This is a genomic window from Streptomyces sp. NPDC030183, assembly GCF_055573455.1.
This window is the reverse complement of record NZ_JBVIBK010000027.1, coordinates 59,773-77,634: the sequence shown is the minus strand read 5'-3', so window position 1 is coordinate 77,634 and position 17,862 is coordinate 59,773. Positions and strand designations below refer to the sequence as shown.

Genomic DNA, 17,862 nt, shown 5'->3' with positions numbered 1-17,862 from the left:
CGAAACGCTGGGTGACATCTGCTGTCAGATGTGACAAACCGGGCGCCGGTGGGTACTGCACTGGTTGACAAGGCTGCGGCTACGACGGCGACGCATGACCCGGAACGGGACACGGAACGGGAATCTTTACCGCCGACCGGACGTTGACCGGATGACGACGACAGCGACACCTGTCCTGTGGGCGACAAGCCCGGGAGGCACGATTCATGAGTGAGCGAGCTCTTCGCGGCACGCGCCTCGTGGTGACCAGCTACGAGACGGACCGCGGCATCGACTTGGCTCCGCGCCAGGCCGTGGAGTACGCATGCGAGAAGGGGCACCGCTTCGAGATGCCCTTCTCGGTGGAGGCGGAGATCCCGCCGGAGTGGGAGTGCAAGGTCTGCGGGGCCCAGGCCCTCCTCGTGGACGGCGACGGCCCCGAGGAGAAGAAGGCCAAGCCCGCGCGTACGCATTGGGACATGCTGATGGAGCGGCGCACCCGTGAGGAACTCGAAGAGGTCCTCGAGGAGCGCCTGGCCGTCCTCCGCTCCGGCGCGATGAACATCGCGGTCCATCCGCGAGACAGCCGCAAGTCCGCGTAGCCCCCATGGGGGCTGGGCGGCATACCCAGCGCGACTGAAGACCGCGGGCGCCGTACATCACGTACGGCGCCCGCGGTCTTTGTGCGCTGCCTGCCTGAACCCTCAGTACCCGAGAGGCGGTCGCGCGTCCCTCGGCTCGTCGGCGCTACCCGGCGCCCCGTCCCTGATGACCTCGCCCGGGACGACCTTGCCGTCGGGCCGGTGGATCCGCGCCTGGGCGTACGCGTCCCCGAGCCCTCCGGCCCCCGCCTCCCGAAGCTTCCGCTCGAAGGTGCGCTCCGCGTACTGCCCGAGGGCCTTCTGCACCGGCGGCACCAACAGCACCAGCCCGACCACGTCCGAGACGAGGCCCGGCAGCATCAGCAGCAGCCCGCCCAGCATCAGGAAGCCGTTGCCCTCGTTCGTGCCGGCCTCGGTCCCCGACGCCGCACCGCCGCCGGCCTGCTGCCGTTGCAGTGTCTCGGCCAGCGACCGGAACGCCCGCCGCCCGGCCCGCTTGACCACCGCGGACCCGGCGAGGAACCCGGCGACCAGCAGCACGACCACCGCGAGCCCCCCGGCCGCGCCCGCGACCAGCGTGAGCAGCCAGATCTCCAGCACGACCCAGGCGGCGACCCCCAGGGGCAGGAACGTGCGCAGCCGGGAGCGCCGAGGCCGGGCGGGGTAGGTCGGAGTCGAAGTGCCAGTCGTCATGCCCCCAGTGTGCCTGCCGCCGTCTCAGGACGGGATAAGGGAACGATCAGCTCTTCCCGTCCGGGTCCACGCTCCTGCCGTCGCGGCCGAGGACCTTGCCGACCCGTTCGCCCACGCCCCAGGCGGTGACCCGCCACAGCGCCTCGACGAGGATGTCGCGGCTCATCTTGGAGTCGCCCAGCTCCCGCTCGACGAAGGTGATGGGCACCTCGACGACGTGGTAGCCGGCCTTGATCGCCCGGCGGGCGAGGTCGACCTGGAAGCAGTAGCCCTGGGAGGCGACCTCGTCGAGGCCGAGCCCTTCGAGGGTCTCGCGGCGGAACGCCCGGTAGCCACCGGTCACGTCACGGACGGGGACGTCCAGCAGGACCCGGGAGTAGAGGCTGCCCCCGCGGGAGATGAACTCGCGGGACTTGGGCCAGTTCACCACGCGCCCGCCCGGCACCCACCGGGACCCGAGGACGAGGTCGGCGCCCTTGAGCGCGGTCAGCAGCCGGGGCAGTTCCTCGGGCTGGTGCGAGCCGTCCGCGTCCATCTCGATCAGGACGCCGTAGCCGTGCTCCATGCCCCAGCGGAAGCCCGCGAGGTACGCCGCGCCGAGTCCTTCCTTGCCCTTGCGGTGCAGCACCTGGACCTGCTCGTCCTCGGCGGCCAGCTCGTCGGCGAGCTTGCCGGTGCCGTCGGGGCTGTTGTCGTCGGCGACCAGGACGTGCGCCTCGGGAACGGCCTTGCGCACCCGGCCGACGATGGCCTTGATGTTCTCCGCCTCGTTGTAGGTCGGAATGATCACCAAGGCCGTGCCGAGCGGGCCGAAGCGCCTCTCCTGGCCTGCTGCCGCGAGGGTCCCGTCGCCGTCGTTCACTGCTGCCCCTTCAAGTCCGTACGCAGGGGTCCACCATAGTGGCCGCGGTCTGCGCTGGAGTGTCGCCTCCTGTCCAGAGGAGTGTCGATTCGAACGGGGGGTGTGCGGGAGCGCGCCCTGTCTTGGCCTTGGCGCCGCGCGACCGGGTGTGCGTCCGCCGCGGCGGATGGGGGCCCGGTGCCCTTCGGGCCGACCTGGGACCCGCTGGCTGCGGGTCGACCGAAAGCCGTTGTCTACTGAGCTCCCGGGCCCCACCCGGGTCACACCTACCCGACCGGGCCGGAACGTTCCCTCGCCGAGCGCTGACCCTGGGCCTGGCTGCCAGCGGCGGTGCGCCGGTGCGGCGCACCACCCCTGACCCAGCGGCGCTTCGGCGACCGCGCGGAAGCTCGTCGGTCGGACGTCCGGTGGTGGACCCGGCCGAACCTACCGGCCCCCGGCCGCCCGCTGTCAACTGCCGCCTGAACTGCGGTTTTTTCCTCTATCGCCTGGTCAGCGCCGAGGATGCGCAGGTCGTGCGGCGCCGGGGAGGGCCGCCCCCGGGCCCGCGCCCGACGTGGAGATCACTCGCCCGGCCGTACGAAGACGGTGCGTCCCGCCACCACGGTCCGCAGGCAGACGGGCAGGTCGGAGCCGGGGCTGAGATCGGGCAGTCCGGGGGTGCCGGAGCGCGGGTCGGTGGACCAGCGGGCGACCCGGTCGTCGGGGGCCTGGACGACCAGCTCGCCGGTGCGCCAGACCGCGTAGTCGGCGGGCGCTCCCGGAACGAGGACGCCGGCGTCGTCCCGTCCGATCGCCCGCCAGCCGCCCCGCGTGTGGGCCGTGAACGCCGCGCGCACGGACACCCGGTGCTCCGGCGTGCGGTGGAACGCCGCCGCCCTGACCGTGCCCCACGGGTCGAGAGGGGTGACCGGGCTGTCGGAGCCGAAGGCCAGCGGCACACCGGCCCGCAGGAGGGCGGCGAACGGGTTGAGGGCGCGGGCCCGCTCGGCGCCCAGGCGCTGGGCGTACATGCCCTCCTCGCCGCCCCACAGGGCGTCGAAGGCGGGCTGCACGGAGGCCGTGAGGCCGAGTTCGGCGAAGGCGGCGACCGTGTCGGGGGTGAGCATCTCCGCGTGTTCGACCCGGTGGCGGGCGGCCCGCACCCGGGGCAGGCCGACCTTCTCCGCGGCTGCCCGCACTCCCTCGACCACGGCGGTCACGGCGGCGTCCCCGATGGCGTGGAAGCCCGCCTGGAGACCCGCCTCGGTGCACGCGACCACATGGGCGGCGACGGCGTCGGCGTCGAGGTACGCGGTGCCGGTGTGCGGGGCGTCGGCGTACGGCTCGTGCAGGCACGCGGTGTGCGAGCCGAGGGCGCCGTCGACGAAAAGGTCGCCCGCGGCGCCCACGGCGCCGAGCGCCCGCGCCTTGGTGACGTCACGCTCGGCCCAGTAGCCGACGACCCGGGGTCCCGGCTCCTCGGCGGCGAGCCGCAGCAGGCCGGTGAAGTCGTCCTCGGAGGAGATCTCCGGGCCCGCGCACTCATGGACCGAGCCGATGCCGAGCGAGGCCGCGCGGGCGAGGGCGGCGCGCTGCGCCTCGGTGCGCTGGGCGGGGGTGATGGCGCCGAGCGCGGTGGCCCGTACGGCGTGGTGGGCGTCCCGGGTGAGCGGACCGTCGTCGAAGCGGTCGGCGCCCGGGACGAGGTCGAGCAGGGCCGTGGTGACGACCGCCGAGTGGACGTCGATACGGCTCAGGTACAGCGGGCGTTCGCCGGTGGCCTCGTCGAGTTCGGCGCGGGTCGGAGGGCGGCCGCCGGGCCAGCGGGCGGCGTCCCAGCCGTGGCCGAGCAGGACGCGGTCGGCGGGACGCGCGGCCGCGAATTCCCGGACGAGAACGAGTGCGGCCTCCAGGGTGGGGGCGGCCGAGAGGTCGAGGCCGGTGAGCGCGAGACCGGTGGAGGTGGTGTGCACATGGGCGTCGGTGAACGCCGGGGTGACCAGGGCGCCTTCGAGGTCGATCACCTCGTCGACGCCCTCCGCGAAGGCGTCGGCGGCGCCCTCGGAGCCGACCCAGGCGATCTGTCCGTGTTCCACGACCATCGCGGTGGCGAACGGGTCGGCGGGGCTGTGGACCTCTCCCCCGCGCAGCAACACGGTTTCCGACGAGGCGGTGCGTTCACTCATGGAGACAGTCTCGCGCCTGCCGCCGACCCGGCCGCACCGAGGGCCTGTCGTGTGGATCACGCACAGGCCCGCGTCGGCCGACCCCTGGTCAGATCCTCGGCGGCCTGGCCTCGTAGGGGGTGGACAGCACCACGGTCGTGCGGGTGGAGACGCCCGCGAGGGAGCGCAGCCGGGCCAGCAGTTCCTCCAGCTCGTGAGGCGTGGCGACACGGACCTTCAGGATGTAGTTCTCGTCGCCGGCGACGCTGTGGCACGCCTCGATCTCGGGCACACCCGCGAGGCGTTCCGCGATGTCGTCGGGGGCGCTGGGGTCGAACGGTTTCACCGAGATGAACGCGGTCATCGGCAGCCCGACGGCCTCCGGGTCCACGACCGCGGCATAGCCCCGGATGACACCGCGCTGCTCGAGTCGGCGCACGCGCTGATGCACGGCCGACGTGGACAGGCCCGTGGCCTTGCCCAGGTCGGTGTAGCTCATCCGCCCGTCCGCGACGAGCAGCTGCACGATTTGTCGGTCCAGCTCCTCCATGACGCAAGAACCTACAGGGCGGTTGATCTCCTCGGATACCTCAGCGGCGCAGGTCATGCCCGGTTCGTGATGTGGCTGCGGGCCCACCGTGAGCCGTCGGGGTGATCGGGCCGGTGGGCGGAGCATCTGCGAGCGGCATGTGACGAAGACCACAGTAACCGAATAGGCTTCGTGATGATCTCGTGATTACCGCCGAGACGGGGCGGGAAGTGCTTGCTGTGGTCGAGGCCGCAGTGCCCGAACGGCCCAGCCCGAGGGGGAGAATCCCATGCAGAGTCTTAAGCGCCCTGGTCGTACCGCGCCCAAGCGGCTCCAGTCGGTCATCGAGCCCGAGCCGGAGGGCGTCGAACCGGACGACGAGTTCGACGCGTACGACACCTTCGAGATGTACCGGGTCATCTGCCCGGACTGCGCTCAGCCCATCGCCCTGCTGTCCGACGAGGACGCCCTGCCGGAGCACGCTCAGGTCGTGTCGCCGTGGAACCCGTTCGGGCTCACGGTCTGCGCCGGTACGGGCCGTTCGGCCGCCGACGCCCGGTCCGCGGACGAGTCCGTGGAGCCGCAGGAGCAGGACACCGCCCTTCTGTTGACGCTCCCGCAGGGACTCGACTGGCGGACCCAGCCCTTCTCGCACGTCGGCGGCCCGGGTTCGCGCCCGATGCGGGTGCCGATGACGCGGCGCCAGGCCGCCTGATCCACGAGCCGTCCCGGCCCTCCGCCGGCGCTCACCGTCCGCGGGCTCCCCGCTGACCTGGAAGGGTGCCGGCGAGGGACGACGTCGAGCGGGGGGACACATACCACCCGCCGGGACCCTCGCGAACGCAGGCACGATTCACCTGAGCGGTGACCGCTGAGCCCAGCGTCGCGTTGACCCGGTATGACCCCTACGTATCCGGCGGCCGGACGTCGCCACCACATCTTCGTCCCGGCCCCGGCAGAATCGGTTCCCCAGGGGCGGCGTCACCTCAGGACCCGCCCATCTACCGGGCCCTGATGCGGACGTGGGCCGACGGGGGCCGCACCCTGCCGGGCCGTCATGACCCGGAGTGGGTGCGACTGGCGGCGCCGCCGAGCGGCCTCGGACAGTTCGGTGCCGCCGCGGACCCGTTCGCCACGAGCAGCTCCTACGGCAGCTCGGCCCTCGGGTTCCACGGCCCCTTCGACGTCTCGTCCGCCGGTTTCGTCAATTCGTTCAGCGTGACTCGGGACCCGCGAGGTGACGGGCGATGACCATGCGCTGGATCTGATTGGTGCCCTCGACGATCTGGAGCACCTTGGCCTCGCGCATGTACCGCTCGGCCGGGAAGTCGGCCGTGTAGCCGTACCCGCCGAGGATCTGGACGGCGTCCGTGGTCACCTTCATCGCGTTGTCCGTGCAGAGCAGCTTCGCCATGGCCGCCTGCTTGGAGAACGGCCGGCCCGCGTCCCGCAGCCGGGCGGCGGAGAGATACAGGGCCCGGCCCGCCTCTATCCGGGTCGCCATGTCGGCGAGCATGAAGCGCAGCCCCTGGAAGTCCGCGATCGGACGCCCGAACTGCTGCCGCGACGTGGCGTAGGCGACCGCCTCGTCCAGTGCCGCCTGGGCCACGCCGATGGCGCACGCCGCGATGCCGAGCCGCCCGGAGTCGAGCGCGGCGAGGGCGATGGCGAAGCCCTGACCCTCCTCGCCGATGCGCCGGCTGTCGGGGACCCGCACCCCGTCGAAGTGGACCTGCGCGGTGGGTGAGCCCTTCATGCCCATCTTCTTCTCGGGCGCCGCCGCGCTCAGGCCCTCGGCGTCGCCGGGCACCAGGAAGGCCGTGATGCCGCGTGCGCCCGCCCCGCCCGTACGGGCCATGACCGTGTAGAAGTCGGCGATCCCGCCGTGTGTGATCCAGGCCTTGGTACCGGTGATCACCCAGTCGTCGCCGTCGCGTACGGCCTTCGTCCGCAGCGACGCGGCGTCCGAACCGGAGGAGGGCTCGGAGAGGCAGTAGGCGCCGAGCAGACCGCCGCCGAGCATCGCCGGGAGGTGCTCGACCTGCTGCTCCTTGGTGCCGTACGTGGCGAGCGCGTGGCAGGCGAGGGAGTGGACGCTCACCCCGAGGCCGACGGTGAGGCGGGCCGCGGCCAGCTCCTCCAGGACCTGCAGATAGACCTCGTACGGCTGGTCGCCGCCGCCGTGCTCGGAGTCGTAGGGCAGGCCGAGAAGTCCCGACTCCGAGAGCAGGCCGAAGAGTTCGCGGGGGAAGCGACCGGCGTCCTCCTCCTCGGCCGCGTACGGGGCGATCTCCCGCTGCGCGATCTCACGGACGAGCGAGATCAGATCCCGGGCCTCTTCCGTGGGCAGTTGACGGTCCACCGGCTGCGGGGCGCGGTCGGGCATGGCGACGCTCTCCTCCCTGTCGGGCACTGCGGCGGCGCACACCAGGGATGGGGTGGCTCCGCCGGGTCTTACGGCCGCGGCCGATGCTGCCCCTCCGGATCTCGGAAGTGTGCTGGTCAGCGGCTGTGGCGCTTGGAGTATGCCCGATCGGCGGCACCGAGTCACCAGTTAACGACCGCTAATTAAAAGAAACGCCGACGCGCGATCCGCGCAAGTCAGGTGGTCCAAACCATTGACCCATTGGTCTAGTCCTCCTACTGTTCCGGGAACGCGCCGGCGCGTCCATGCCAAGCCGGGGCCCCCGTCGACGGCGCGAGGGCGGCGCCTGCGCGGCACCCGCAGGTCGGCATACCTCCCCGCTCGCTCCCCGTTCCCCGCTCCCCGCTCCCCGCTCCCCGCTCCCTCACGAGGAGACCCCATGCTCGGACCGTCCCGCCCCCGCACCCGATCCCGGGCGCTGATCTCCACCGCGTGTTGCGCCGCCCTCGGCGCGGGGCTCCTGGCCGGCGCGGGGCCCGCGTCCGCCGGTGGAACGACGGCCGGTGCGGCCGCTCGGCAGGCCGCCTTCCGCTCCAAGGTCGTCGGATACTTCATCGACTGGGGCATCTACGGCCGCCAGTACTACGTCAAGAACATCGAGACATCCGGTTCGGCGGACCGGCTCACCCACATCAACTACGCCTTCGGCAACGTCGTCGACGGCAAGTGCGCACTCGGCGACCCCTGGGCCGACACGGACAAGCCGTTCTCCGCCGAGGAGTCCGTGGACGGCGTCGCGGACACCGCCGACCAGCCCCTGAGCGGCAGCTTCAACCAGCTCCGCAAGCTCAAGAAGCTCCACCCGAACCTCAAGATCGTCTGGTCGTTCGGCGGCTGGACCTGGTCCGGCGGCTTCGGCGAGGCCGCGAAGGACCCCGAGACGTTCGCGGACTCCTGCTACGACCTCGTCGAGAACTCCAGGTGGAAGGATGTCTTCGACGGCATCGACATCGACTGGGAGTACCCCAACGCCTGCGGCCTGACCTGCGACACCAGCGGCAGGGAGTCCTTCGCGGAGCTGATGGCGGCGCTGCGCACACGATTCGGCAAGAAGGAGCTGGTCACCGCCGCGATCACGGCCGACGCCTCGAAGGGCGGCAGGATCGACGCGGCCGACTACGCGGGCGCCGCGAAGTACGTCGACTGGTACAACCCGATGACGTACGACTACTTCGGCGCCTGGGACGCGACCACCGCCCCGCACTCGCCGCTGTATCCGTACCCCGGCATCGCGAACCCGGTCTTCAACACCGCGTCGACCATCGCCAAGCTCAAGAGCCTCGGCATCCCGTCCTCCAAGCTGCTGCTCGGCCTCGGCTTCTACGGGCGGGGCTGGAGGGGGGTCACCGCATCGACGCCCGGCGGCACCGCCACCGGCCCCGCCCCGGGCACCTACGAGGCGGGCTACGAGGACTACAAGGTGCTCAAGGCCAGGTGCCCGGCGAACGGCAGGGTGGGCGGCACCGCCTACGCCACGTGCGGGGACGAGTGGTGGAGCTACGACACCCCGGCGACGATCAAGGGGAAGATGAAGTACAGGAAGGCACAGGGGCTCGGCGGCACCTTCTTCTGGGAGCTCAGCGGAGACACCCCGGACGGTGAGCTGATCAGGGCGATCAGGTGACCTCCACGGCGCCGAACCCGGGGGCGGAGGGCCGACAGGGGCCTCCGCCCCGTCCTCGGGGTCCGGCGGGTCAGCCGTCGCGGCGGGCGGGCGCCGGGGCGGCGTAGGCGGGGTCGATCTCCTCGATGGCGCGCAGCGCCCCGCCCAGCATCTTGACCAGCAGCTCGCGCATCGTGTCGCGGTCCAGCGTCGGGCGGTCGATCCAGTCGAGGGTGGCGCCCTCGACCCCGCAGACCCAGCCGAACAGGCCCATGCGGACCACGGGGGCTATGTCGCTCCTGCCGTAGGCGCCCTCGGCGATGGTGGCGACGATGGCCTCGCGGACACCGTCGCGGATGGCGTGCACCTGGGTGTCGAAGCCGACGCCTCCGCTGACGATCGTGCGGTAGGCGGCCTGGTTGTCCTGGGCGTAGCGCAGATAGCAGTCGATGGTGCGCTGCACCCGCTCCACCGGGGGCAGTTGGAGACCGCTGGCCGCGTGGGTGATGAGATCGGCCACCGAGTCCTCGACGATCGCGAGGTAGTAGCCGCGCTTGGACTTGAAGTAGTAGTAGATCAGTCCCTTGGCCACATGCGCCTGCTTCGCGATGTCGTCCATCGACAGCGTGTCGTACGACGTGTCGGCGAACAACTTGCGCCCGATGGAGATGAGTTCGGCGCGGCGCGCTAGGGATCGGTCGGTGCCCCGGGCCCGCGGACGTTCGATCCCACGCTGTTGACTGCTATTCAATTTCGGTCCTGGTCTCCAACTGCCAGCGGGACAACCCGCAGTATGGCAGACCCGCACCACCAGCTTGTTCGACTCCGAATCGACAGGGTCGGGCGGTGGATCAGGCCTCGGGATCGGCAGGGGGGCGGGTCACAGCAGACCCAGCTGAGCCACCAGCATCGCGACGACCACGACGAGGGTCCAGCCCATGATGTGTTCGACGATCTCGGGGCCGTCGTCCTGGGGGCCGCCCGTGCGGGTACGGACGCCGGCGGTGGCAGAGGTCGCGGTCATGGCAGCTCGCTGGTGTGATCGCTGTGCGGTGGACTTCCCCCCTACCGTCCGTCCACCTTGCCACCGGCCGGGGCGGTCGCGGCCGAGAGCTTGGTCACACACGCACCCCGACCGCCGCGAGCGCCGCGCGCTGGCGGGCGGTGGGCCGCGCCGGGAAGTAGAGGTAGCAGACACCGCCGGTGCCGGAGACGACCTTGCCGGAGGCGTTGTACCGCTTGGTCCGCAGCCAGATGTTCTCCCACTCGCGCCGCCGGTAGACGCGGCGCACCGCCTCGTTGGTCGGGGAGTTCGGGTCGTTGGCGACGACGTCCCCGTCGGCGGTGAAGCCGATCACGGTCATCAGGTGGCCGGGCGTGCCGTAGCCCGCCCCGGTCAGCTCGGTGGCGAGGAACGACTGGGAGGTGATCACCGGGATGCCCGCCGCGATCAGCTTCTCCAGGTCCGTGAGCGAGCCCAGCCGGGTCACCACACCCTGGAGGTCGCGGTAGGTGGCGGCGTACGCGGCGTTGAAGGGCCAGTTGCCGCAGCCCTCGTAGGCGTAGTCGTAGGTGAACCGGGCGGCGTGGCACACCTGGGGGTCCGCGTACTCCGGATTGACCCAGGCCAGGTCCTCGGCGCTGGGCTTCCGCCCCCAGTACTCGATGATCATCTGGGAGGAGGTGGGGCTGCACCATGCCTCGCCGCCGTTGTCGTACTCCGGGTACTGGCCCTTGTGGGTCTCCTGCGAGTAGCGCGGGACGTCCAGTTCACGGGCGAGCCCGGGCGTGGAGGCCGGGACGGTGAAGCGGTCGGGGATGTCGGAGCCCATGGCGCCGACCCGCCAGACCATGGGGGTCAGACGGGTGCCGGGCGTGCGGTGGAGGGTGAGACGCAGCCGGTAGGAGGCCAGGCGCAGGCCCGTGGCCGGGTCGTCGATGGCGAAGGTGTCCGTCCAGACGCTGCTCCTGCCGTCCTTCTGGCCGTCGACGGAGGTCCGCCGGATGTCCTGGTCGCCCGCCGCCCACCGCCCCATGACGTACCAGGGCGTGTCGGTGCCGTCGGAGTAGGTGCCCCGCAGCTCGATCTGGATCCAGGTGCCGTCCGGGGTGTGCGCGTTCCAGGAGGGGATGACCTCGGTGGCGGGCACGGCGAGCCGGTGCTCGGGCGACGTCCAGGTCGCGTACTCCCAGGTGGCCGTGCGGCCGGTGTGCGGGTCGGTGTAGTCGGTGATGCCGGCCGGTGAGCCGATCACCAGCCCGGGCCGCTTCCCCGCCTTCGCCCGGGTGCCCTCGGCGCTGCCGCCGCACCAGTCGGCGTACGACGTCCAGCCGCGGTGGTCGACGAGGCGCTCCGGCGCGCGCGCCGGGGCCTCGGTGCGGACCGGCGGTGCGGCGGTGGCCGGGACGGCGGCCGCGCCGACCGCCGCGGCGGCGGTGGCGACGGCTGCGGTCAGGACGGTCCTGCGGGACGGCTCGGAAAGTCTCGACATGGGCGGGTGACCCCCAGTGGTCCGGGAAAGACAGTTCAGACGCACGACTGTTCGCCAACTATGGACGCCGGACGGGGACTTCTGCCAGCACCTCGCGTCGCGCCACGCCCTCCAATATTGGTCGATACCACTGGCACGTTCCGGTATCGCCCGTCCCGGTGTTCAATCGCCCCATGCGCACCTCCCCCACCCCCGAGGACCCCGCCGTCCGCGACCTGGCCGACCGGCTGCGAGGGCTGCCGCCCTCCTGCGGTCCGGTCCGGCTGATCGGGGTCGACGGACACGCGGGCTCCGGGAAGACCACGTTCGCCGGCCGGCTGTCCCGCGCGCTGGGGGGCGCCCCGGTGCTCCATCTGGACGACATCGCCACCCACGAGGAGCTGTTCGCGTGGACCGGTCGACTGCTGGACCAGGTGGTCGAACCGCTGCGGACCGGCGGAACCGCGCGCTACGCCCCGTACGACTGGCGGGAGCGGGCCTTCGGCCCCGCCGTCACCCTGCCGCCGGAGCCCGTGATCGTCGTCGAGGGGGTCGGCGCGGGCCGCCGGGCGCTGCGGCCGTATCTGGCGGGCCTGGTGTGGATGGAGCTGCCCGACGAGGAGGCATGGGCGCGGGGGCGGCAGCGGGACGGGGCGGAGCAGAGTGAGTTCTGGGCCGGATGGGTCCGGGCGGAACGCCGGCACTTCGCCTCGGACCCGTCCCGGCCCTTCGCGGATCTTCTGGTTCGCGGGGGAAGGACGGGATACGAGATGCTGGCGGGACCCGGGACAGCTGCACGTTCGAGGCCCGACATCACTCAGGGTGACGACCCATCGGCAATGTGCTGAACTTGTGAAGAGCCTTGCCGGAGAAGTTCCCCGAGTGCTTCAACTCGGCTTGACCGGGGGGCCGTACAGGTCTTACGTTCTCAATGTGCGGACTATGAGAGCCGCCCCTCTACGCGAAGCCCCCGGTTGTTCCCCCGTGATCGGGGGCTTCGTTCTGCCCTGATCCGGCGTTCCGGGCCCCCGCGGAGCACGATTCCTTCACCCTCGGTCACCGTGCGCTATGCGCCCCGTCCGCTCCCACCTCGCAATTCGAGCCCTGCGGCACCCTTCGATGGGCGCCCGACCCGCGGGTACGATGCCCTGGGTGCGACCTTCGGACGGTTGCGGCAACGTGACCACGCAACTCCCGTCCGCGGCACAGCGGTTCGAGAAGGCTGCCGACGGGCACCGGCCCGTACGGTTTCCACACGGGGGCACGGTTTGTGGGGGACGTGATGGACTTCGGCTCGCGGGGCCCCGAGGCTCCGGCCGACCTCGCCTGGCTGCGAGGCGTGGACGCCTACACCATGGGCGCGTATCCGCAGGCGGAGGAGGAGTTCCGCGCGGCGGTGCGGATGGATCCGGGCATGGCCGACGGCTGGCTGGGGCTGCACGCACTGCGGGTGGACACGACGACCGCCCTCCTGCGGATGTTCCGGCACCGGGAGCGCTTCGGGGAGCAGCGCGCCCGCCATCGGCGCACCCTCAACTCCTGGTACTGGCTCGGCTGGTGGGTCCAGCCGGTCCTGGAGACCCCGCGTGACCTGCTCCTCGCCCATGCGTCGCACTGGCTGGACGGACGGCACGTCCCCGAACTGGACCGGGCCCTCGCGGGGCTGCCGCCGGTGGACGCCGACTCCCAGGTGCGCTTTCTGCACGCATGCCGCGCCTACCTCGTCAAGGACTGGGAGCAGTTGGTCCGGCACACCGACCCCCTGCTCGACGATCCCCTGCTCGGGATCGAGGCGGGCCTCTTCGGCGGGATGGCCCGGGTCCGGCTGGAGACGTACGGCCAGGCCGAGCCGCTGCTGTCCGCGGCGCTGATGCGCTGTCGCAGCGAGCAGCCGCAGCGCAAGGAACTGCGGTACTGGCTGGCCCGGGCGCACGAGGGCACCGGGCGCAGCGCCGCCGCCCTGCCGCTGTACCGGGCCGTGCACCGGGTCGACCCGGCCTTCATGGACACCTCCGCGCGGCTCGCGGCCATCGCCGAGGGAGACGGGTACGACGACGCGGCCGACCTCGCGGCGATCGCGCTCGCCGGGATCGGGCAGGACACGCTCGACGGGGGCGACGGTCTCGACCCGCTCTTCGACACCGACGGTCGGGACCTGAAGGTCTCCGACCCGGACCCGGTGCCGCCGGGCGGGCTGCCGCCCGAGGCGGGCGACACGTTCGTACGGCAGAAGTCCGTGGTGCGGGTGGATCCGCTGCCGGCCGGGCCGACCGATCCCGAGCTGCTGGAGGAGGCACTCGCCGAGCTGGAGCGGATGGTCGGGCTGGAGCCGGTGAAGCGGCAGGTCAAGGCGTTGTCCGCGCAGCTGAACATGGCGCGGTTGCGGGCCGGCCAGGGGTTGCCCGTGCAGCCCCCCAAGCGTCACTTCGTCTTCTCCGGGCCGTCCGGGACGGGCAAGACGACCGTCGCCCGAATACTGGGCCGGGTCTTCTACGCACTCGGACTGCTGGGCGGCGACCACCTCGTGGAGGCCCAGCGGGCGGACCTCGTCGGCGAGTACCTGGGCCAGACCGCCGTGAAGGCCAACGAGCTGATCGACTCGGCGATCGGCGGCGTGCTGTTCGTCGACGAGGCGTACTCGTTGTCCAACTCCGGGTACGGCAAGGGCGACGCGTACGGCGACGAGGCGCTCCAGGTGCTGCTGAAGCGGGCCGAGGACAACCGGGACCATCTCGTGGTGATCCTCGCGGGGTACCCGGAGGGGATGGACCGGCTGCTCGCCGCGAACCCCGGACTGTCGTCGCGGTTCACGACGCGGGTCGACTTCCCCTCGTACCGGCCGCTGGAGCTCACCGCGATCGGTGAGGTGCTCGCCGCGGAGAACGGGGACGTGTGGGACGAGGAGGCGCTGGAGGAGCTGCGCTCGATCGCCGGGCATGTCGTCGAGCAGGGGTGGATCGACGAGCTGGGCAACGGGCGGTTCCTGCGGACGCTGTACGAGAAGAGCTGCGCGTACCGGGATCTTCGGTTGTCGGGGTATCCGAGTGTGCCGACGCGGGACGACCTGTCGACGTTGCGGTTGCCGGATCTCATGCAGGCGTACGGGGAGGTCTTGTCGGGGCGGGGGCCGCAGGATCCTTCAGGCCGGTGACCTCCGGGGCGGGCTGGGGTGCCTAGTAGCTCGGGGGCGCGCGGTTCGTTGGCGGGTGCGGGTGCGTGGGGGGCTGGTCGCGCAGTTCCCCGCGCCCCTGAAGGGAACGGGCCTGCGGCCCGCACTTCATCCTGAAAAGCACGGGGCGCAGCCCCGGTCGCTTTTCAGGGGCGCGGGGAACTGCGCGAGAAACCACAACGCACCCGCACCCGCGCTCTGCCCTCAGCTCGCCAGGACGTTCTCCGGGGATCCCGTCGTCCTCGGTTCTGCCAGGCGTACCGGCGGAGCCTGACGGTGGGCCGGGTCGCGGACCTCGCCGACGAGGAGTTCGAGGACGTCCTCCAGGGCGACCAGGCCGAGTACCTTGCCGGACGCGTCGACGACCTGCGCGAGGTGCGTGGCCGCGCGGCGCATGACGGTGAGCGCGTCGTCCAGCGGGAGCTCCGAGCGGAGCGTGGTCATGGGGCGCCAGACCTGCTGGGGGACGGCCCGGTCGGAGTCCTCCACGTCCAGGACGTCCTTGACGTGGAGGTAGCGGCCCATGAACGCGCCGGTCTCCGCGACCACCGGGAAGCGGGAGTAGCCGGTGCGAGCCGTCAGGGCCACCACCTGGGCGGGGGTGACCGAGGGGCCCACCGTCACCAGCGAGTCCCGTTTGAGCAGGACGTCCGTGACCGGGCGGGAGCCCAGCTCCAGCGCGTCCTCCAGGCGTTCCTGCTCCTCGGGGTCCAGCAGTCCCGCCTGGCCCGAGTCCTCGACCAGCCGGCCGAGCTGGACGCTGGTGAAGACCGCCTCCACCTCGTCCTTGGGCTCGACGCTGAACAGCTTCAGGATGACGCGGGCGCAGGCGCCGAGGCCCACCGTGACCGGTCCGCAGACGCGCGCGAAGGCCACGAGGCCGGGGCTCAGCCACAGCGCCGTCTTCTCGGGCGCCGCCATCGCCAGGTTCTTCGGCAGCATCTCGCCGATCACGAGGTGCAGGAAGACCACCACGGCCAGCGCGATGACATATCCCAGCGGGTGGATCATGCCGTGCGGCAGATGGATCGCCTCGAACACCGGCTCCAGCAGCTTCGCCACGGTCGGTTCCGCGACCGCGCCGAGCGTCAGCGAGCAGATCGTGATGCCGAACTGGGCCGCCGCCATCATCCGCGGCAGGTTCTCCAGGCCGTGGAGGACCTGCCGGGCCCGTGCCGTGCCGAGCGGTTCGATCTGGCTGCGGCGGACCGAGACCAGGGCGAACTCGGCGCCGACGAAGAACCCGTTGGCGAGCACGAGGAGCAGGGCGAACAGGAGTTGGAGCAGGCTCATCGGGCCGCCTCCGCCATGGTGAGGGATTCGGTGGCGGTGGCGGTGCGCACGAGGCGCACTCGTTCGGCGCGGTAGTGCCCGACCTGGCGCACCGCCAGCCGCCAGCCGGGCAGCTCCGCCTTGTCGCCCGGCGCGGGGATCCGGCCGAGCAGGTCCGCGACGAGGCCCGCGACCGTCTCGTAGGGGCCCTCGGGGACGTCGAGGCCTATGCGCTGGAGGACGTCGACCCGGCAGCTGCCGTCGACGTCCCAGGCGGGGCGCCCGTCCTCGGGCGGGGCCACGGCGAGTTCGGGCAGGTCCTGCCCGTCGTGTTCGTCGCGCACCTCGCCGACCAGTTCCTCGACGATGTCCTCCAGGGTCACCACGCCGGCCGTGCCGCCGTACTCGTCGACGACGACGGCGATGGGCTGTTCGCTGCGCAGCCGGGCCAGGAGCGGCTGCACGGGCAGCGTCTCGGGCACGAGCAGCGGGGCCTTGGCGATATGGCCGACCGGGGTGTGCAGCCGGTTGTGGGCGGGGACGGCGAGGGCGTCCTTGAGGTGGACCATGCCGACGATCTCGTCGATCCGTTCCCGGTAGACGGGGAAGCGGGACAGACCGGTGGCGCGGGTCAGGTTGACCACGTCCTCGGCGGTGGCCGAGGACTGCAGGGCGCTGACCTTCACGCGCGGAGTCATCACGTTCTCCGCGGTCAGCTCGCCGAGGGACAGCGTCCGGACGAAGAGGTCGGCCGTGTCCTGTTCCAGGGCGCCGGCCTGCGCGGAGTGGCGGGCCAGGGAGACCAGTTCGTCGGGGGTGCGGGCGGAGGCCAGTTCCTCGGCCGGTTCGACGCCCAGGGCGCGGACGAGCCGGTTCGCGACCGCGTTGAGGCTGGCGATGACCGGGCGGAACAGACGGGAGAAGACATGCTGGGGGCCCGCGACGAAGCGGGCGACCTGCATCGGCCTCGACACCGCCCAGTTCTTGGGCACCAGTTCGCCGATCACCATCTGCACGGCGGAGGCCAGCAGCATGCCGACGACGACGGAGACACCGGAGACCGCGCCCTCGGGGATGCCGATCGCGGTGAACGGGCCGTGCAGCAGTTCCGCCAGCGCCGGTTCGGCGAGCATGCCGACGACGAGGGACGTGATGGTGATGCCGAGCTGGGTGCCGGAGAGCTGGAAGGACAGCTCCTTCAGCGCGTCCACCACCTTGTGGGCCCGGCGGTCGCCGTCGGCCGCGGCCTTCTCGGCGTCCGGTCGCTCGACCGTCACGAGGCCGAACTCGGCGGCCACGAAGAAGCCGTTGGCGAGGATCAGCAGGAAGGCGGCTGCGAGCAGCAGCAGAGGGATGGTCATGCCGCCACCTCGATATGTCGGGAGGGGGCGGCGCAGGTACTACAGGACGATCCGTCCATCGCTGGAAGGAGTCACTCCTCGAAGTAGCAGGGGGCCACTGGCGTACCCGGTGGCACAACAGTGGCGGAGGCGCAACGAAAACGCCTCCGCCAACAGATTAATCAAGACATGGGCCGGTACGGCAGGGGCGACCACCCTGAGTCGGCCCGGATCTTGCCCGGGGCGGGTCCTGATCCGGCTCGGAGTCGCCCCCGGTGCGCTCCCTGTCAGCCGGAGGTCACTCGGTGTCAGCCCCGGGACTGCTCGGGCCCGGTGGCGGAGCGGGCCTCGACCAGCGCGCTGAGGGTGCGGGCGTCGTCGATGGCGTGCTGCTTGGCGATGCCGGGCTGGATGCCGAGCGCGGGCAGGCTGGTGCCGTCGGTGAGGTCGAGGAAGACCCAGGGGTCGCCGACCCGCAGGTTGACCTGGACGATCTCCGCCCAGCCGAGCCGGCGCCGGCCGGCGATGTTGACGACGGTCACGCCGGACTCGTCGGCGACCACCTTGGGCCGGGAGAGCAGGCACAGCACCCCGGCGAGCAGGGCCGCCGTGAAGACGAAGCTGAGCCGCTCCCCCGGGCCGAGCGTCGGCAGCAGCATGGCGACCACCGTGATGACCACGAAGATCGCGGCGGCGGCGGTCAGCAGGACGGCCCGGGTGCGCCCCGGCCGGAAGGTGACCGGCAGGGCGGGCAGATCCGACATCGCGTA

The 17,862-nt window shown here is 71.8% G+C and carries 16 protein-coding genes; 5 read left to right on the top strand and 11 right to left on the bottom strand.

The features are described from left to right. The first annotated feature begins 206 nt into the window (after positions 1–206). Positions 207–581: an RNA polymerase-binding protein RbpA gene (locus ACZ4Z2_RS29345; protein ID WP_003977404.1), complete on the top strand. Its 375-nt coding sequence runs from the start codon at positions 207–209 to the stop codon at positions 579–581. 102 nt (positions 582–683) lie between these two features. Here the strand turns inward: ACZ4Z2_RS29345 and fxsA are convergent, their stop codons facing one another. The 4 genes from fxsA to ACZ4Z2_RS29325 form a co-directional block, all read right to left on the bottom strand. Beyond that, positions 684–1,274, bottom strand: a complete 591-nt coding sequence (fxsA, locus tag ACZ4Z2_RS29340; protein WP_468080043.1) for an FxsA family membrane protein — start codon at positions 1,272–1,274, stop codon at positions 684–686. A 46-nt stretch (positions 1,275–1,320) separates the two neighbouring features. After that, positions 1,321–2,136 carry a polyprenol monophosphomannose synthase gene (locus tag ACZ4Z2_RS29335; RefSeq protein WP_468080041.1) on the bottom strand — a complete coding sequence of 272 codons (816 nt, stop codon included), beginning with the start codon at positions 2,134–2,136 and terminating at the stop codon, positions 1,321–1,323. 563 nt (positions 2,137–2,699) lie between these two features. Beyond that, on the bottom strand, positions 2,700–4,304 hold the full coding sequence (locus tag ACZ4Z2_RS29330; protein ID WP_468080039.1) for an amidohydrolase: 1,605 nt from the start codon (positions 4,302–4,304) through the stop codon (positions 2,700–2,702). A gap of 88 nt (positions 4,305–4,392) precedes the next feature. Beyond that, positions 4,393–4,833 carry an Lrp/AsnC family transcriptional regulator gene (locus ACZ4Z2_RS29325; protein ID WP_033532524.1) on the bottom strand — a complete coding sequence of 147 codons (441 nt, stop codon included), beginning with the start codon at positions 4,831–4,833 and terminating at the stop codon, positions 4,393–4,395. Between the two features lie 268 nt (positions 4,834–5,101). Here ACZ4Z2_RS29325 and ACZ4Z2_RS29320 point away from each other — a divergent pair, with 268 nt between their 5' ends. Further along, positions 5,102–5,527 carry a hypothetical protein gene (locus ACZ4Z2_RS29320; RefSeq protein ID WP_468080038.1) on the top strand — a complete coding sequence of 142 codons (426 nt, stop codon included), beginning with the start codon at positions 5,102–5,104 and terminating at the stop codon, positions 5,525–5,527. A gap of 498 nt (positions 5,528–6,025) precedes the next feature. Here ACZ4Z2_RS29320 and ACZ4Z2_RS29315 read toward each other — a convergent pair whose 3' ends face one another. Then, on the bottom strand, positions 6,026–7,198 hold the full coding sequence (locus ACZ4Z2_RS29315) for an acyl-CoA dehydrogenase family protein (RefSeq protein WP_468080036.1): 1,173 nt from the start codon (positions 7,196–7,198) through the stop codon (positions 6,026–6,028). A 418-nt stretch (positions 7,199–7,616) separates the two neighbouring features. On the opposite strand from ACZ4Z2_RS29315, the gene ACZ4Z2_RS29310 reads away from it, so the two are divergent. After that, entirely contained in the window at positions 7,617–8,861 is a 1,245-nt protein-coding gene (locus ACZ4Z2_RS29310) for a glycoside hydrolase family 18 protein (RefSeq protein WP_468080034.1), read from the top strand. A 70-nt stretch (positions 8,862–8,931) separates the two neighbouring features. Here the strand turns inward: ACZ4Z2_RS29310 and ACZ4Z2_RS29305 are convergent, their stop codons facing one another. The 3 genes from ACZ4Z2_RS29305 to ACZ4Z2_RS29295 all read right to left on the bottom strand — a co-directional run bounded on the left by ACZ4Z2_RS29305 (position 8,932) and on the right by ACZ4Z2_RS29295 (position 11,332). Continuing rightward, the gene (locus tag ACZ4Z2_RS29305) at positions 8,932–9,591 is read right to left on the bottom strand and encodes a TetR/AcrR family transcriptional regulator (RefSeq protein ID WP_468080033.1); all 660 of its coding nucleotides are present in this window, start codon (positions 9,589–9,591) and stop codon (positions 8,932–8,934) included. Between the two features lie 129 nt (positions 9,592–9,720). After that, positions 9,721–9,864, bottom strand: a complete 144-nt coding sequence (locus ACZ4Z2_RS29300) for an SCO1431 family membrane protein (RefSeq protein WP_468080032.1) — start codon at positions 9,862–9,864, stop codon at positions 9,721–9,723. A gap of 94 nt (positions 9,865–9,958) precedes the next feature. After that, positions 9,959–11,332: a peptidase C39 family protein gene (locus tag ACZ4Z2_RS29295; protein WP_468080031.1), complete on the bottom strand. Its 1,374-nt coding sequence runs from the start codon at positions 11,330–11,332 to the stop codon at positions 9,959–9,961. 173 nt (positions 11,333–11,505) lie between these two features. Here ACZ4Z2_RS29295 and ACZ4Z2_RS29290 point away from each other — a divergent pair, with 173 nt between their 5' ends. Continuing rightward, on the top strand, positions 11,506–12,159 hold the full coding sequence (locus ACZ4Z2_RS29290; RefSeq protein ID WP_468080030.1) for a uridine kinase family protein: 654 nt from the start codon (positions 11,506–11,508) through the stop codon (positions 12,157–12,159). Positions 12,160–12,593: 434 nt separating this feature from the next. After that, on the top strand, positions 12,594–14,462 hold the full coding sequence (locus ACZ4Z2_RS29285) for an AAA family ATPase (protein WP_468080028.1): 1,869 nt from the start codon (positions 12,594–12,596) through the stop codon (positions 14,460–14,462). A 222-nt stretch (positions 14,463–14,684) separates the two neighbouring features. Here the strand turns inward: ACZ4Z2_RS29285 and ACZ4Z2_RS29280 are convergent, their stop codons facing one another. The 3 genes from ACZ4Z2_RS29280 to ACZ4Z2_RS29270 all read right to left on the bottom strand — a co-directional run bounded on the left by ACZ4Z2_RS29280 (position 14,685) and on the right by ACZ4Z2_RS29270 (position 17,856). Then, complete coding sequence (locus ACZ4Z2_RS29280; RefSeq protein ID WP_468080026.1) at positions 14,685–15,773, bottom strand: hemolysin family protein; 1,089 nt, start codon at positions 15,771–15,773, stop codon at positions 14,685–14,687. Next, positions 15,770–17,113, bottom strand: coding sequence for a hemolysin family protein (locus ACZ4Z2_RS29275; RefSeq protein ID WP_468080025.1), 1,344 nt, complete (start codon positions 17,111–17,113; stop codon positions 15,770–15,772). Before ACZ4Z2_RS29275 ends, ACZ4Z2_RS29280 begins: the two co-directional genes overlap by 4 nt. A 287-nt stretch (positions 17,114–17,400) precedes the next feature. Further along, the gene (locus ACZ4Z2_RS29270) at positions 17,401–17,856 is read right to left on the bottom strand and encodes a PH domain-containing protein (RefSeq protein ID WP_468080023.1); all 456 of its coding nucleotides are present in this window, start codon (positions 17,854–17,856) and stop codon (positions 17,401–17,403) included. Positions 17,857–17,862: the final 6 nt, after the last annotated feature.

Coding starts and splice junctions, on each gene's coding strand:
- ACZ4Z2_RS29345 (WP_003977404.1), top strand. CDS start 207: ATGAGTGAGCGAGCTCTTCGCGGCACGCGCCTCGTGGTGACCAGCTAC.
- fxsA (WP_468080043.1), bottom strand. CDS start 1,274: ATGACGACTGGCACTTCGACTCCGACCTACCCCGCCCGGCCTCGGCGC.
- ACZ4Z2_RS29330 (WP_468080039.1), bottom strand. CDS start 4,304: ATGAGTGAACGCACCGCCTCGTCGGAAACCGTGTTGCTGCGCGGGGGA.
- ACZ4Z2_RS29325 (WP_033532524.1), bottom strand. CDS start 4,833: ATGGAGGAGCTGGACCGACAAATCGTGCAGCTGCTCGTCGCGGACGGG.
- ACZ4Z2_RS29320 (WP_468080038.1), top strand. CDS start 5,102: ATGCAGAGTCTTAAGCGCCCTGGTCGTACCGCGCCCAAGCGGCTCCAG.
- ACZ4Z2_RS29315 (WP_468080036.1), bottom strand. CDS start 7,198: ATGCCCGACCGCGCCCCGCAGCCGGTGGACCGTCAACTGCCCACGGAA.
- ACZ4Z2_RS29310 (WP_468080034.1), top strand. CDS start 7,617: ATGCTCGGACCGTCCCGCCCCCGCACCCGATCCCGGGCGCTGATCTCC.
- ACZ4Z2_RS29300 (WP_468080032.1), bottom strand. CDS start 9,864: ATGACCGCGACCTCTGCCACCGCCGGCGTCCGTACCCGCACGGGCGGC.
- ACZ4Z2_RS29295 (WP_468080031.1), bottom strand. CDS start 11,332: ATGTCGAGACTTTCCGAGCCGTCCCGCAGGACCGTCCTGACCGCAGCC.
- ACZ4Z2_RS29290 (WP_468080030.1), top strand. CDS start 11,506: ATGCGCACCTCCCCCACCCCCGAGGACCCCGCCGTCCGCGACCTGGCC.
- ACZ4Z2_RS29285 (WP_468080028.1), top strand. CDS start 12,594: ATGGACTTCGGCTCGCGGGGCCCCGAGGCTCCGGCCGACCTCGCCTGG.
- ACZ4Z2_RS29280 (WP_468080026.1), bottom strand. CDS start 15,773: ATGAGCCTGCTCCAACTCCTGTTCGCCCTGCTCCTCGTGCTCGCCAAC.
- ACZ4Z2_RS29275 (WP_468080025.1), bottom strand. CDS start 17,113: ATGACCATCCCTCTGCTGCTGCTCGCAGCCGCCTTCCTGCTGATCCTC.
- ACZ4Z2_RS29270 (WP_468080023.1), bottom strand. CDS start 17,856: ATGTCGGATCTGCCCGCCCTGCCGGTCACCTTCCGGCCGGGGCGCACC.